Here is a 16,936-nt window from a genome sequence, read left to right as displayed (position 1 = left end):
GACGTTTTTGGTGATTTACTGTTTCTCAAATGCCTTTTTTCACTTTATATGTTTGTTTTGATGCTCTCTTTAATTTTTTCTCTACGTAATTTACCTCTGTGACAGTTTGGGGTGCGGAATGTGGGTTTTAACTGGAGTGTGAGAAATAGTATTATGATCTGGCACAATAAAGATAATTTATATTTGATAACTTCATGATATTGCAGGATTTTCAAGTTGGTGACGGCGATTTAAGTGATGCTGCCCTTTCTGAGTATTTAAAAGCTTCAGCGATCGCTGTTGATACAGAAACAATGGGACTTTTGCCACAACGAGACCGTTTGTGTCTGGTTCAACTTTGTAACCCAGAAGGCCAAGTCACCGCTATTCGCGTATCTAAAGGACAAACAGCCGCACCTAATTTAAAAACACTTATGGAAGCAACCCATATCGTCAAAGTTTTTCACTTTGCTAGGTTTGATATGGCTACTTTAAGGCACAATTTAAACATTTTTGTTCAGCCCGTCTTTTGTACTAAAATTGCTAGTAAGTTAGCACGTACTTATACAAATCGTCACGGGCTAAAAGACGTAGTATTAGAAATAGAAAAAGTAGAATTAGATAAAAGCGCCCAAAGTTCTGATTGGGGTAATGCTAGTAATTTATCCCAAGTACAATTAAGTTATGCTGCTAATGACGTTCGTTACCTACTGAGTATACAGCAAAAACTTACAGTTATGTTAAAACGGGAAGAACGTTGGCAACTGGCCCAAGAATGTTTTCAAACTTTATCCACAATTGTCACCTTAGATTTATTACAATTCAAAGACTTATTTGAACATTAGACATCTTAGGGACTTACGCAAAGTAGGGCTAATTTATGAAGTTCCCCTGAATAAGATAGGACTTACCCACGAGTCACGGAATAGCGTTCGCGTAGCGTGTCCATAGCTTGCGTAGCGACGCAGGAGCTATACACCACTCCAGGTACAGAGGTCACGGAGAAATGGGGGTTTAGGGAGAGATATTTTGCGTAAGTCTTGTAAGAATAGGCTTTCAATAATCCAAAAACTTGATAATCATCTTCTCAGTCGCTTTAATAAGTTGGGTATTTCGTGATCAGGTGTAACTAATTTAGCTAGAGAATTAAAAATAACCAATAACCAAAAAAATTTCCACTACTATAGGGGCTATTTAAGATTTTGTAAATACTGCTTATGACACTATTTAAACAGTCATACAATATTGAATTACCTCTGATCTACATTTTTGTAAATACTCCTTATGACACTATTTAAACAGTCATTTGATACGCAATTGAAGCCTGACATTTTCTCTACTATTTAGAGGCACAAAGTGCCAATTTGGCTGACTAGTTACTGAAAACATAGTATTCTATATGTAATAGTGTCACAATGGGTATTTACAAAACTGTAGATAGCAAATGTCAGGAAATATTTCAATATTGTATGACTATTTAAATAGTGTCATAATTAGAGTAGCTGTATTTCCTATTCGTTATCAAACAATCAAATTAAGTATAAAATCTGGGAATTTACCTATATTTTTTACTAATAGAAGGGTAGTGAGTTTAGTAATTTACCAATTTATACACTCAAACAATTCAGAATCTAATCTATGTAGATAAAAAATTGCCCATGATATAACAAAGATTACAAAACTAATAATTACTTGACAGATATAGGGTTACTTGAATGTCAACCACTTCTGAACAAAGCTCACAAAAACTTAATAAAGTTCTCTGATAACCACAAATAATATTGATATTTAATCGAAAAGTTATCGCTATACTCGAATTTAGATATCAAAGTTACTTACCAAGAGAATTGAATCCTTTGCATATTACGTGCATATAACGCTGTGAGATCAGATATCCCATGAATTTCTCCATGTAAGTGGGGATTTAGAGGATTAGAAGTCAGGAGTTAAAAGACTGATCAAATCAGGATAAAAATTCCCAAATTTGACCATAAAAGTCTTATTAATTTGGACTAGAAAGATTCTCTATTCTCAGTTATTACGACTTATTAACTTTCAGTCCTACAAGATTAAATCAGGGTTAGTTATGAACTATCAAGCTTCTTATTCTCAGAAAGATTTTCATAGTGTTATCACTCCTGAACAATTCAATCATATCATCGAAGCTATTGCTGATGGTCGGTATTCTTGGGCTTGTGTGCTGATTTTACGTTATATTGGTTATAATCCAATCCATTATATTCCTCAACGTACTTACAGCCGATTAATTAAAGAAAACCGTCAAATTTCTGCACTGGTAACAGCTAGTAAACAAAAAACGAAAGCTGATATTCAAGCTTCTGTCAATAGTCCTAATTACAGAGATTTATCTCAACTTATAACCGCAGGAGAAAGGTAGACTCAACTGTAAATGATTTCGGATACCTGTTGTTATATATCCCATGCTAAAGTTAGTATGGGGTATTTTATAGTATGGCAGGGAATTAGTTTGAATATTAGCCAATAGATAGATGAAAATTATGATAATTTTTGCCAGTCTAGAAGACAGAGTAATCTTTAATTCATGAAGATATAAGACAATGGCTAAAATATTACAGTCCAATACCGATATTTATCAAATTGATGTCAAGTTGCTTCTGGAAGATATTACTCCAGAGCAAACAGAGGTTTTTTTAGGGGGTTATTGCGATATTGATTTATTCAAAAATAAGTTAAAAAAACAAAATATCAGTGGAGATGATAAATACAGTAAGCAGAAAATTAACAGTATAGATAATTCCAAAAAAACCTACTTTAATGGGGTATCTATACCCAGGAAAGGAAACACTGTAATTATATACGAATAATATAAAGATATAAATAATATAAATATGAAAAATAAAATTTTTGCCACTATAGACGGTAATGAAGCTGTTGCTCAGGTTGTTTATCAATTAAACGAGGTAATTGCTATTTACCCTATTACACCATCTTCACCTATGGCTGAATGGTCTGATACTTGGATGAATGAGGGAAAACCGAACATTTGGGGAACTGTTCCCTCAGTGGTGCAGTTACAGAGTGAAGGGGGGGTTGCTGGTGCTGTACACGGTGCTTTACAGACGGGTTCACTGACAACCACATTTACAGCTTCCCAGGGATTGATGTTAATGCTCCCAAATATGTATAAAATTGCGGGAGAGCTTACACCTACAGTATTTCATATTGCGGCGCGATCGCTGGCAGTGCAAGCGCTCTCAATTTTTGGAGATCATAGTGATGTCATGGCCGCAAGAAGTACCGGTTTTGCTATGTTGTGCGCTGCTTCTGTGCAAGAAGCCCATGATTTTGCCCTTATTTCTACACGCGCAAGTTTAGAATCACGGATACCTTATTTACATTTTTTTGATGGTTTTCGCACTTCTCACGAAGTAGATAAAATAGAAATATTAACAACTCAAGACTTAGAGAAATTCATTCCCATAGAGTTAGTAATTGCCCATCGTTTACGAGCTTTAACACCTGATAACCCGGTATTACGAGGAACGGCACAAAACCCTGATGTTTATTTTCAAAGCAGGGAAACGGTAAATTCTTTTTATTTAGCTTGTTCAGATATAACTCAAAGGGTCATGGATGAATTTTTAGAAATGACAGGAAGAGAATATAAAATATTTGATTATTATGGACATTCAGCAGCAGAAAAAATCATTATTCTCATGGGTTCTGGTTGTGAAACCGTCCAGGAGACTGTAGATTATCTTAACCAACACGGGGAAAAAGTTGGAGTAATCAAAGTGAGATTATATCGTCCCTTTGATGTCCAAAAATTTATTGATTCTCTGCCCAAAACTACCCGCAGTATTGCAGTTTTAGATAGAACAAAAGAACCGGGTGCTATTGGTGAACCTTTATATTTAGATGTGGTGACAGCGTTAGCAGAAAACCAAATTAATCAAATTAAAGTTGTTGGTGGTAGATATGGTTTATCATCTAAAGAATTTACACCGACGATGGTAAAATCAGTATTTGATAATTTAGATATTGAAATACCAAAAAATCATTTTACGATTGGAATTAATGATGATATTACACATACTAGTTTAGGATATAATCCAGAATTTAATATTGAACCGGATAATATAGTCAGGGCAATTTTCTACGGTTTGGGTGCAGATGGTACAGTGAGTGCAAATAAAAATTCAATTAAAATTATTGGAGAAGAAACTGATAATTATAGCCAAGGTTATTTTGTTTATGATTCTAAAAAATCTGGTTCTGTAACGGTTTCTCATTTGCGCTTTGGCTCTGAGAAAATTCGCTCTCATTATTTAATTACGAAAGCCAATTTTATCGCTTGTCATCAATGGGACTTTTTAGAAAAATTCCCGATCTTAAAAGAGATAATTCCTGGTGGTACTTTTTTATTAAATGCACCTGATCATCAAGATGAAATTTGGGATAAATTACCAGCTTCCATACAGCAGGAGATAATTAATAAAAATCTCAACTTTTATGTGATTAATGCCTATAAAGTCGCTCGTGAAGCGGGAATAGGTGGACATATTAACATAGTTATGCAGGTTTGTTTCTTTGCTATTTCCGGTATTTTACCAAAGGCAGAAGCTATTGCTAAAATTAAGGAATCTATCCATAAAACCTACGGTAAAAAAGGTGAAGAAATTGTCGAATTGAATATTAAAGCAGTTGATAAAACTCTGGAAAATCTTCATCAGATTATAGCCAAAGCAGCAAAAACAGAACTATCATCTATTCCCGAACCTACAGCAGATTTTGTTCATAATGTATTAGGTAAAATCATAGCCCGTCAAGGAGATGATTTACCCGTGAGTGCATTACCAATAGATGGTACATATCCCACGGGAACATCTAAATGGGAAAAACGCAATATTGCGGCAGAAATTCCTGTTTGGGATAGTGACGTTTGTATTCAATGTGGTAAATGTGTAATGGTGTGTCCTCATAGTGTAATTCGTGCTAAAGTATATGCAGCAGAAGTATTAGAAAATGCACCAAAAACTTTTAAAAGTGCCAATGCGAAAGAACATGATTGGCATAATTTAAAATTTACCATTCAAGTAGCAGCGGAAGATTGTACAGGTTGCGGTATTTGTGTTGATATTTGTCCTGCAAAAAATAAGGCCGAACCTCGCAGAAAAGCCATTAATATGGAACCACAAAGACCATTGCGAGAACAAGAGCGAGAAAACTGGGATTTCTTCTTAAATATTCCTAACCCAGATAGAAAAAATTTGCAGTTGCATCATATTAATCAACAACAAATGCAAGAACCTTTATTTGAGTTTTCTGGTGCTTGTGCGGGATGTGGAGAAACACCCTATATTAAATTAGTAACACAATTATTTGGCGATCGCATGATCGTCGCTAATGCCACCGGTTGTTCATCTATCTATGGGGGTAATTTACCCACCACTCCTTGGACAAAAAACGCCGCAGGTAGGGGTCCTGCATGGTCTAATAGTTTATTTGAAGATAATGCCGAATTTGGCTTAGGTTTCCGCATTTCTATAGATAAACAAGGGGAATTTGCAGCCTATTTACTTCAACAATTTGCACCAGAAATAGGTGAAACTTTAGTAACAGATATCCTCAATGCTGAACAAAAAGATGAAGCAGATATTTATGAACAACGAGAACGAATTTCTCTTCTCAAACAAAAATTAGATCAACTTCTCGAATCTATAACCAAAAGCAATCTCAAATCCCAAATCCAAAATTTAAAATCCTTAGCTGATTATTTAGTTAAAAAAAGTGTTTGGATCATTGGTGGTGACGGTTGGGCTTATGATATTGGTTATGGTGGTTTAGATCATGTAATTGCTAGTGGCCGCAACGTTAATATTTTGGTATTAGACACAGAAGTTTATTCTAATACCGGAGGTCAAATGTCTAAATCTACTCCTAAAGGTGCAGTTACAAAATTTGCAGCAGGTGGTAAAAGAACAACTAAGAAAGACTTGGGTTTAATGGCTATGACCTATGGTAATGTTTATGTTGCTAGTGTAGCAATGGGTGCAAAAGATGAACAAACTTTAAAAACTTTTTTAGAAGCTGAAGCTTATAATGGTCCATCCTTAATTATTGCCTATAGTCATTGTATTGCTCACGGAATTAATATGAGTACAGCAATGCAAAATCAAAAAGCCGCTGTGGACTCTGGACGCTGGTTATTATATCGTTATCACCCCGACCGCATTAAACAGGGGAAAAACCCTCTACAACTCGATTCCCGCACTCCTAAGATACCAATAGAAAATTCCATGTATATGGAAAATCGTTTTCAAATGTTGACGAAAATTAATCCAGAAACAGCAAAACAACTTTTAAAAGAAGCACAAGTTGATGTTAACAATCGGTGGCAAATGTATCAATATTTAGCCGCAGGAAAATTGCAAGAAACCTAAATCAGAACTCAGGAAAAGGAAGAAAATCATTAAATTACCAAATTATTAACCCAAATTATTAACCCAAATTATTAACCCAAATTATTAACCCAAATTATTAAAATTATGAATTTAACTACCACATATTTAGGCTTAGAATTAAAATCACCTTTAGTTCCTTCCGCTTCTCCACTTTCACGGGAAATTGATAATATTAAAAGTATGGAAGATGCGGGTGCGGGTGCTGTGGTTATGCACTCATTATTTGAAGAACAATTAACTTTAGAAAAATCCCAACTTCATCATCATCTCAGTTATGGTACAGAAAGTTTTCCCGAAGCTTTAACCTATTTCCCCGATATAACTAATTTTCGGGTAGGACCTGAAGAATATTTAGATCATATTCAGAAAGCTAAGGAAACAGTAGATATTCCCATTATTGGCAGTCTTAATGGTTGTTCTGTTGGTGGTTGGACTAAATATGGTAAACTCATGGAAGAAGCGGGGGTATCAGCACTAGAATTAAATATTTATGATGTTCCTACAGACCCAGATTTAATAAGTGCAGAAATTGAACAGAATTATATTGATATTCTCACATCGGTGAAAGCCGCAGTTACCATTCCTGTAGCTGTTAAACTCAGTCCCTATTTCACTAATATGGCAAATATGGCCAAACGTTTAGATCTTGCCGGTGCTGATGGTTTAGTATTATTTAATCGCTTTTATCAACCAGATATTAATTTAGAAATTCTAGAGGTTGAACCTAATGTATTATTAAGTACCCCCCAAGCCATGCGTTTACCTCTGCGCTGGATAGCCATTCTCTATGGACATATTCACGGTAGTCTTGCTGCAACTAGTGGTATTCATAATGCTCAGGATGTAATTAAAATGCTGATGGTAGGCGCAAATATTACTATGCTTTGCTCTGTATTATTGCGGAGAAAAATTACTTATATACAGTGTTTAGAAAAAGACCTGCGTGAATGGATGGAAATACACGAATATGAATCTGTACAACAAATGCAAGGTAGTATGAGCCAGTTAAATTGTCCTCATCCTAGTGCTTTTGAACGCGCTCAATATATGAAGGCTTTACAAACTTATAATCCAGATTCGGGTAGAGTTTATACAAAAAGTTAGGTAATAGGTAATAGGTAATAGGTAATAGGTAATAGGTAATAGGTAATAGGTAATAGGTAATAGGTAATAGGTAATAGGTAATAGGTAATAACTAAAAACTAACAAATAATGAAAAAACGTATTGGTATTCTTACTAGTGGTGGTGACTGTCCTGGGTTAAATTGTGTGATTCGCGCCGTTGTCAGTCATGCAATACAGACTTATGATTGGGAAGTGGTGGGTATTCCCTACGCGACTCAAGGACTGCTAGAGCGGAAAACTGTCCCTTTAAGTATCCACAGTTGGAATTTGCACGGTATTGACCCGCTGCTCAACATGGGGGGAACAATTTTAGGTACTATTAATCAAGGAGATACCTTAGCCCATGCTGATGAAATATTATCAGGTTATGAAGCGATCGCTTTAGATGCTTTAATTGCTATTGGTGGAGATGGTAGTTTAAATATTATTCACCAATTAGCAGTTTTAGGTAATTGGCATTTAGTCGCTATTCCTAAAACTATTGACAATGATGTCGCTTTTACAGAACGTTCCATTGGCTTTGATACCGCAGTTAATACCATTGTTGATGCTATTAATCGGCTTACATTCACTGCTGCTAGTCATGACCGAGTCATGATTATCGAAGTTATGGGACGGACTGCGGGACATTTAGCATTATACTCAGGAATTGCTGGCGGTGCTGATGTGATTTTAATTCCCGAAGTTCCCTATAGTATTCAGGGTATATGCAATCATTTAGGGGAATTACGCCATGGCCGTGACGGCCAAAGCGATGGCTGGTACAGGAAATTTGCTATTATTGTCGTATCTGAGGGTGTATCTGTTTCTGCGGAAGATACAGATGGTGCTGCTAGTTGTATGATTGATAAATGTGGTAAAGGTCAATACATTGCCGAAAAAATCGCTAATGGTAGTAATTATTTAATTGATACTAGGGTTTCTGTGTTAGGACATATTCAGCGCGGTGGTATTCCCTCAGCTTTAGACAGACTCACAGCTACTATGTTTGGTAAAGTTGCGGTTGATTTAATTGCTCAAGAACAGTACGACAGAATGTTAGCTTGGCAAAATGGAAAAGTTGTAACTTTCCCCATTGAAGATGTTATCAATCATAATCCCTCCCTTGTTGATCCTCACGGTGATTTAATCCGAACCGCTCAATGTTTAGGGATTTATACTGGTGAAGAAGTCTAAGTAGTTTAATTTAATCTCTCAATAACACAATCAACTTGAGCGGGCAAGATGCCCACACTACAAGATTTTTATTGAAAATGCTATTTTCCTGCTTCCGCAAGTGCTTCTAAATGAAAAGCCACATTTTTAAGTGCCATTTGAATTTCGTTACTGTAACCAATACTTCTCCACCTTGGGGTTGTGGCATTGTCTAGCGCGGTTGTATCAAGGTATTGTGCAAAAACTATCAGTTTTTCGGTGTCTGTTGCTGCTGTTGCCAAATTTTCTAAAAATTCTTGAGGTGTCATAGATTTGCCAGAAAAGGGTAAAAGTCTCAGAAATCAGTCAATTGTATGAGCATAAGTTGTGTAATCTCAAAAATCTGTCCAAAATATCCAAATATTCATTCAAATATTCATTCAATCACGACTTTACTCCTGTCTTCAAGACACTATGGTAACACTCACCAAGGCTAAATCCCTGACTACAAACAGAGGACAAGATTTAATTTTTCCAGTAATTCTTGATTGCTATAGGGTTTTAATAAAATCGCGGCAACTTGAGCTTCATTATCTGGTTCTATATTGCGTCCACTACAAGCAATTATTTGCACTTGGGGATTAATTTCTTTTAATTTGCAAATGGCGGCATTTCCATCCATTTCTGGCATCATTATATCCATTAATACTAGTTTGATTTTGTCCTGATTTTGGGTATATATATCAATAGCTTCTTTGCCATTTCTAGCAGTGATAATTTGATAATTGTAGTTCTCTAAAATGGTTTTTGTAACTTCAATAATTTGGGCTTCATCATCTACCAATAAAATCAACTCTCCCCGTCCTTGATACATTTTATGATCATCGGATTTTAAAAGTGAAATTTCCTGGTTTATTGATGGTAAAAATACCTGAAATTTGCTACCTTTTCCAACTTTACTATCAACATTAATAAACCCCTTGTGGCTTTTAATAATTCCTTGCACTGTTGATAGTCCTAATCCTGTTCCTTTACCAAAGTCTTTAGTAGTAAAAAATGGCTCAAATATTCTTTCTAATATTTCCGGTGACATTCCTATACCCGTATCCGTAACAGTAATAACAATATAATTCCCACCTTTAGCATGACAATTGATTTGCTGGATCTCCTCATCAATATATAAATTTTGCGCAGAAATAGAGAGATGTCCACCATTGGGCATAGCATCAGCAGCATTAACGACTAAGTTCATTACTACTTGATGCAGTTGGGTTTTATCCCCATAAACTGGATATAGTTGGGGAGAAAGATAGGTAGAAAATTTGATAGATTTGGAAACTGTTTGTTTGGCAAACTGTATAGTATCATTAATCAAATCATTAACTTGTAAAATCGTATATTTACCTTCAAATCCTCTAGCAAAGGATAACAGTTGTTTGACTAAAGCTGCTCCTTGTTTAGCATTATTTTCAATGATTGTCAGCATTTGTAAAACACGATTATTGTCTTGATAAAATCTAGCTTTAAGTAATTGAGCAGATCCTAAAATCGGAGTTAAGATATTATTGATATCGTGAGCAATACCACCAGCTAAAATACCTATACTTTCCAATCTCTGAGCGCGGAAATACTGCTGTTGTAGTCGTTTCTTTTCTGTAATATCAGTATCTACTGTCAGAATAGATTTGGGTTGTCCATCAGTATCTAACATTAATGTCCAGCGACTTTGAACAATAATTTCCTCCCCTGATTTTGTTTTTTTGTATAATTCACCCTCCCAGCTTCCAGATTTAAATACAGTTTTCAGGGCTGCTATTTCTTGTTCATTATCATTGGATTTATAGAAAATATCCTGGGTATTTCTCACTAAAACTTCCTGACTTTGCCAACCATAAATCCTTTCTGCTCCCTGATTCCAAAAGATGATTTGAGATTTTAAGTCTCGCACTAAAATTCCATCAGTAGCGATATCTAAAAGGGCAGCTTGTTCAGATATTTTCCGTTCTGTTTCCTTGCGGTCGGTAATGTCTCTAGTTGTGCCAATCATTCGTAGCGGCTGACCATTTTCATCATAGTGGAGTTTAGCCCTAGTACCCAACCACCTGAGACTACTATCACTAGATATCACCCGATATTCACAGGACAAATCAACTCCTTTCTCAAAAGTCTTATGCACACAATGACGAAAATGCTCACGATCTTCACTGTATATTAAATTGAGAAATTCTGCGTCTATAGGAGACAAAGCATGACCAGATAGACCACACATTAAACCCATATTTGGAGACCAAAAAACCTCATTCTTTTGGATATGCCAATCCCATATCGCTGTATTCCCCGCTGCCATTGCTAAACTAAGTCGTTCTTCACTTTCTTTCAATGACTGTTGAATATTTTCCCGTTCAATAATTTCCTGTTGTAACCGCTCATTAGCAATTATTAACTCTGCCGTGCGTTCCGCTACTTTGATTTCTAAAAGGTCACTATTTTGACGTAGTGCAGCTTCTAATTTTTCCCGTTCATGAAGTGCAGCGTGCTGTTCACTAACATCAGATATTGACCAGAGAAAACGAATGCTTTTATTTAGATGATCATACAAAGGATTAACTCTGACTTTGCTAGGAAAAGGTGAACCTTCACGAGGACATAAATACATTTCCCATTCCTGTAAATTCTGCAATTTCCCTAACCTGGATACAAAATCAAAAGGGCATTTGTCAGCAATATACACCACTAATGGCTTACCAATAAGTGCCTTTTGAGGGACAGATAATAAGAATGATGCAGCTTGATTAGCCTCTTGAATCACACCTAAACTATCAGTTACAAAATAACCATTGGGTGCAAATTCAAATAAATTTTGATAACGCAGTCTTTCTGCTTCGGTAATTTCCCGAGCCAGGATTAGTTGTTCATTTTGTTGACGCAGTTCCTCTTCCGCAATTTGCAATTCTTCTAAGGTTTCTTGAAGTTCTTCATTAACTTTTGGATGATCAGCAATTTGTTTTTCTGCCCATGCTTGCAAAGCATTAGAAAGTTGCCCACGGATTACTTCTATTTGTTGATTAACTGGGTTGTGTTCTGTCGTTGATTCTGCAAAATTTTCACGCAATGCTTGCATTCTACCAACTATTTTTTCTATATTTAAGGCTTGTAATAAGTTCTTCTCTGTGATGATACCTATTAATTTCCCTGCATTATCTACTATTGGTAAATGCTGAATACAATACTGCTCTAAAAGGGTGAATGCTGTTAAAATCTGCTCAGATGCTGATGCTTTTAAAGTAATTAGTGGCTGAGTCATCACTTCAGCTATTTTTACCCCTAATAGGTTGATATTTAAGGCAATTACTCTCAATACATCTTTAATGGTAAATATTCCTTGCAACTCGTTTTGATTTACTACTAAAACATAGTCGTTTGCTGTTTTAAGTGGGTTATTAACTTGATAATTTGGTGATTGATTTATTAAGTTAATAGCATCCATAACACAACTATCGGAACTAATAGTTAAAGGAGAATAATCAATGATTTGACCTAAACTAGGTAAGTTAATAAATTGCTGGTGAAAACCGTTATTTAATGAATCCATTGGTTTGATATCAGGGGTAGATGTTGTTGTCACTAATTTTATACTTATAAAACTCTAATAATGAGTAGCTAATCAATTTGATAGATATGAATACTTTGGTTTTGGAGAATTAGAAGATTTATTTCTATCAAAATAGAAAGTCAAATCTGGCACAATTTGGTACTAGAGATATAATGGAGATATAATTCGATTATAAACTTCCTCCTTAGATTGTAACCTGAAAACTTGATATATAAAGTTTTAATTTTATAAATATTTCCCATGGTGAGTATTCACAATTACTATATATAGTTTTGTGAAGACATCGGCAGAAAGGAAGATTTATGTTGAATTTTTTTTCATACCAATTACCAAGAATGTAAAGCTCTTAACTGGGGTGTTTTCTTAACTTGGTGGGCTTGCATTCTGGTGAGGACATCATCTAAAATACCCACAGCTTCAACAATATAAGCACCTTTGTTCAGCATAACACATTCTGCTCGTTCTGACATGGCCGCATCGGTAATTTCTGCCCGTGAAGGCATTCCATGTTTGACGAGATTTTCTAATACTTGGGTTGCCCAAATTACGGGTATATGGGCAGCTTCGCATAACCATAATATTTCCTCTTGAATTTCCGCTAGACGTTGATAACCAATCTCAATAGCTAAATCTCCCCTAGCAATCATAATTCCAAAGGGTTGTTTACCTGCGGCTTGAATAATTAATTCTGGAAGATTGCTAACGGCTAGGGGTGTTTCTATTTTAGCAACTATGGCAGGTATGGGAGAATTTTCTGGTAATCTTGCTGTTAATTCCTGTTGTAAAAGCTGAATATCTTCAGCAGTTTGTACATAGGAATAGCCGATAATATCAACTTGAGCCGCATGACTAGCAATAAAGTCTAAATCCTGCTTATCTTTTGCCGTCAGGGAACTCAAATGCAAATCAGTCTCAGGAAAATTGATGCCTTTTTCTGGTAATATCTTTTCACCTTTAAGCCGCGCATGGGTGATTTTTAACCATACACCCTGGGGTGTAATTGACTCTACATAAGCGCCAATACGTCCATCATCAATCCAAACTATTGTGCCAACTTTGAGTTCTTTTAATACCTCTGGCATTGTACAACTAACTTGAAAATATTGAGAATTAATTGCAGTTGGTAAATCCTGGACCAGGAGGAGAGATTCACCTTTAAATATCCGCTGTTTGGGGCTGGGGGTAAGAGCAGATTTAATTCGGGCTTTGGGACCACTCAAGTCCATGAGAATTTTACAGACAGATCCTAATTCTAATTCTGCTTGTTTGACATGATTAATCATTGCTAACCACTCAACAGATGTATCATGAGCGCAATTTATTCTAACACAGTTTGTGCCTTGACGAATTATATTTTCTATAAATTCATAATTAGTCGCGGCTTCATTTGGTAACGTCACCATAATTCGGACGCGACGCTTATCGACCGTGTTACCAAATAAATCTTCAGTATTTTGTTGCAGCAAGCGATCGCCTTCAAAAAATAATTCCAAAGCAGGATGTATAATTGTTGAGTCTTGTTCTGGGCGACAAACTGCCTGTAAGGTGGCAATGACAGCATCTAAAGTCGGTAAAACCTTAGCTTCTATCCTCCCTAAAGAGGATAAACCCCAAGGCATTAAGGCCGCTTGTAGTTCTCTTAAATCGTGTCTTCTCAGTGCTAGATAATAGGCCAAATTGAGGCTACTTTTAATGAAAGATTGACGGTGAATTTGCTTTTTCCATTGTTGAAATATTTCTGTTCCTTCTTCACTAATAGATTGACGAAGTTCCTGTAATGTGGTAAGCAAAATACAGGGATTAGATAAGTCTAAATCTAGATTTGTTGTTTGCATATTGGTTAGTTGTCAGTGGTAAGTTGTTAGTTGTAAAACTATTACCTATTACCCATTACCCATTACCCATTACCCATTACCCATTACCCATTACCTATTCCCCTTTTTCTGCTTTGGCAATTTCTAACATTGTTTTGATCACAGAATCAGGATTTAGACTAATAGAATCTATACCTTGTGCAACGAGGAAACGAGCAAATTCTGGATAATCACTGGGCGCTTGTCCACAAATACCGATTTTGCGGCCATTTCGTTTAACTGTAGTTATGGCTTTAGCAATTATTCGTTTTACAGCTTCATTGCGTTCATCAAATAAATGTGCAACTAATTCAGAATCTCGATCTAATCCTAATGTTAATTGGGTTAAGTCATTAGAACCAATGGAGAAACCATCAAATACTTGGCTAAATTCATCAGCTAATAAAACGTTACTGGGTAATTCGCACATGACGTAAACTTCTAAGGCATTTTCACCTTTAACTAAGCCATTTTTTGCCATTTCTGCTAATACCTGTTTTCCTTCTTCGGGAGTACGACAAAAGGGAACCATCAAAATCATATTGGTTAAACCCATTTCATTTCTTACCCGTTTCATGGCTTGACATTCTAAAGCAAAACCTTCACGATAACGAGGATCATAATAACGAGAAGCACCACGCCAACCAATCATCGGATTTTCTTCTTTGGGTTCAAATTGTCTACCTCCTAAAAGATTAGCATATTCATTACTTTTGAAATCAGACAATCTCACAATTACAGGTTTAGGATAAAATGCTGCTGCAATTGTACCGATACCTTGGGCTAATTTAGTAATAAAAAATTCGGCTTTGTTTTCATATTGTGCCGTTAATTCGCTAATTTTATATTTGGCAAGTTCGTCTTCTAATTTGTCAAAATGTAATAATGCTAAAGGGTGGGCTTTAATATGGTTAGCAATAATAAATTCCATTCTCGCTAAACCAACACCATCATTAGGAATTGCTGTCAAACCCAAAGCCTCCTCTGGATTACCCACATTCATCATAATTTTAGTGCGGGTACGGGGTAAATTATCTAATGGTAATTCTTGGATGTCAAACTTTAATAAACCTGAGTAAACTTGACCCGTTTCCCCTTCGGCACAACTAACAGTAATCTCTTGTCCAGTTTCTAAAATTGTAGTTCCATTTCCGCAACCAACGATAGCAGGAATGCCCATTTCTCTAGCAATAATTGCTGCATGACAGGTTCTGCCTCCAGAGTTAGTGACAATAGCACTGGCTTTTTTCATGATTGGTTCCCAGTCCGGGTCTGTGCGATTGGTAACTAGCACTTCTCCGGCTTGGAAAAGGTTAATTTGATGGACATCAAGTATGATTCTAGCTTTACCTTGACCGATCATTTCGCCCACGCTACGACCTGTTAATAAAACTTGACTTTTTTCCTTGAGTTGATAAGTTCTGAGAACGGTTTTTGATTTTTGAGATTGAACTGTTTCTGGTCTAGCTTGGACGATAAATAATTCACCAGTTACCCCATCTTTTGCCCATTCAATATCCATTGGTGTGGTTATTCCCCGAATTTGGGAATAATGATCTTCAATGATACAAGCCCAGTCAGCTAATTGTAATATTTCTTGATCATTGAGGGCGAATTGATGACGTTCAATTTCAGGAACACGAACATTTTTAGTTAATTTTGACCCACCTATGTCATAAATCATTTTAATTTCTTTTGTTCCCAAACGCTTTTGGAGGATGGGCTTATAACCCTGTTTTAAAGTGGGTTTAAATACTAAGTATTCATCGGGATTAACAGCGCCTTGAACAATAGTTTCACCCAAACCATAAGCAGCGGTAATTAAAGCTGCATCTTGAAAACCTGTTTCCGTATCAATAGAGAACATTACTCCAGAAGATGCTAAATCAGAACGTACCATTTTTTGGACACCGACAGATAAAGCCACTTCAAAATGATCAAAACCTTTAATTTGTCGGTAGGAAATCGCCCTATCTGTAAAAATAGAAGCAAAACATTTATGACAAGATTCTAATACTCCTTGCAGTCCATGAACATTCAGGTAAGTTTCTTGTTGTCCCGCAAAACTCGCATCTGGTAAGTCTTCGGCTGTGGCACTAGAACGTACAGCTACATCAGTATTAATACCATATTCTGCACATAAACTTTGATAGGAATTAGCGATCGCTTCTTGTAATTCTAGCGGAAATGGAGTTTCTAACATCAATGATCTGGCTTTTTTTCCACATTCCCGCAGATTATCCATATCTTCGACATCTAAATGTGCAAAAATCTTCCTTAATTTTACCTCTAAACCAGCCGCAGTTATAAAATATCTATAAGCACCAGCAGTAGTCGCAAAACCATGGGGAACTTTCACCCCTTTGGAATTTAATTGTTGAATCATTTCCCCCAAAGAGGCGTTTTTACCACCTACCAAGGGAATATCTGCAATTCCCACGGAATTAAAGGGTAATACTAAAGCTTCTGGGATAGTTTGGCTATTTTCTTGATTGCGTTTAATTTCCAGCATCTTCTGAAATTCCTTAAATAGCTAATATTATTTAATTCAGAACCGAATTTAAATGTATATCTTTGAGAATGTTGCTGATATATTTGTATTCTAGACTATAATTCGACTTGAGAATAATATGGCGAAATAATACGTAATATATATAGGGTTTGCTGAATAAAATTTATTTTTACAAAGTTTTATTTTTACAAAGTGACATAAGTATAAATTCATCCTACTCTGTGATCTCTGCGGCTATGGGTGAGACAAATTCATACTTTTATTTAATTTAATT

Annotated in this window: 10 protein-coding genes; 6 read left to right on the top strand and 4 right to left on the bottom strand. The window is 35.9% G+C overall.

Translation table 11 applies throughout. The features are described from left to right. The first annotated feature begins 194 nt into the window (after positions 1-194). The 6 genes from FFO06_RS16510 (at position 195) to FFO06_RS16485 (ending at position 8,726) form a co-directional block, all read left to right on the top strand. Positions 195-824, top strand: coding sequence for a ribonuclease D (locus FFO06_RS16510; RefSeq protein ID WP_137909014.1), 630 nt, complete (start codon positions 195-197; stop codon positions 822-824). Between the two features lie 1,241 nt (positions 825-2,065). Further along, positions 2,066-2,377, top strand: coding sequence for a HetP family heterocyst commitment protein (locus FFO06_RS16505; protein ID WP_137909013.1), 312 nt, complete (start codon positions 2,066-2,068; stop codon positions 2,375-2,377). 181 nt (positions 2,378-2,558) lie between these two features. Further along, positions 2,559-2,825, top strand: a complete 267-nt coding sequence (locus FFO06_RS16500; RefSeq protein ID WP_137909012.1) for a hypothetical protein — start codon at positions 2,559-2,561, stop codon at positions 2,823-2,825. 24 nt (positions 2,826-2,849) lie between these two features. Next, positions 2,850-6,404 carry a pyruvate:ferredoxin (flavodoxin) oxidoreductase gene (nifJ, locus tag FFO06_RS16495; protein ID WP_137909011.1) on the top strand — a complete coding sequence of 1,185 codons (3,555 nt, stop codon included), beginning with the start codon at positions 2,850-2,852 and terminating at the stop codon, positions 6,402-6,404. A 105-nt stretch (positions 6,405-6,509) separates the two neighbouring features. Next, complete coding sequence (locus tag FFO06_RS16490; protein ID WP_137909010.1) at positions 6,510-7,529, top strand: dihydroorotate dehydrogenase-like protein; 1,020 nt, start codon at positions 6,510-6,512, stop codon at positions 7,527-7,529. Between the two features lie 108 nt (positions 7,530-7,637). Further along, positions 7,638-8,726, top strand: coding sequence for an ATP-dependent 6-phosphofructokinase (locus tag FFO06_RS16485; protein WP_137909009.1), 1,089 nt, complete (start codon positions 7,638-7,640; stop codon positions 8,724-8,726). Positions 8,727-8,806: 80 nt separating this feature from the next. Here FFO06_RS16485 and FFO06_RS16480 read toward each other — a convergent pair whose 3' ends face one another. The 4 genes from FFO06_RS16480 to ppsA form a co-directional block, all read right to left on the bottom strand. Next, the gene (locus tag FFO06_RS16480; RefSeq protein ID WP_028084306.1) at positions 8,807-9,013 is read right to left on the bottom strand and encodes a hypothetical protein; all 207 of its coding nucleotides are present in this window, start codon (positions 9,011-9,013) and stop codon (positions 8,807-8,809) included. Positions 9,014-9,189: 176 nt separating this feature from the next. After that, positions 9,190-12,309, bottom strand: coding sequence for a PAS domain S-box protein (locus FFO06_RS16475; protein ID WP_306420245.1), 3,120 nt, complete (start codon positions 12,307-12,309; stop codon positions 9,190-9,192). 314 nt (positions 12,310-12,623) lie between these two features. Further along, positions 12,624-14,132 (bottom strand): pyruvate kinase, encoded by a 1,509-nt coding sequence (locus FFO06_RS16470; protein WP_137909008.1) that lies wholly within the window; start codon positions 14,130-14,132, stop codon positions 12,624-12,626. 94 nt (positions 14,133-14,226) lie between these two features. Next, positions 14,227-16,662, bottom strand: a complete 2,436-nt coding sequence (ppsA, locus tag FFO06_RS16465; RefSeq protein WP_137909007.1) for a phosphoenolpyruvate synthase — start codon at positions 16,660-16,662, stop codon at positions 14,227-14,229. Between the last annotated feature and the right edge of the window lie 274 nt (positions 16,663-16,936).

Origin of the sequence: Dolichospermum planctonicum, from assembly GCF_005402965.1 — a bacterium.
Classification (GTDB): Bacteria; Cyanobacteriota; Cyanobacteriia; order Cyanobacteriales; family Nostocaceae; genus Dolichospermum; species Dolichospermum planctonicum.
The sequence above is the reverse complement of the archived record's forward strand: the minus strand, read 5'-3'. Positions and strand labels throughout refer to the sequence as shown.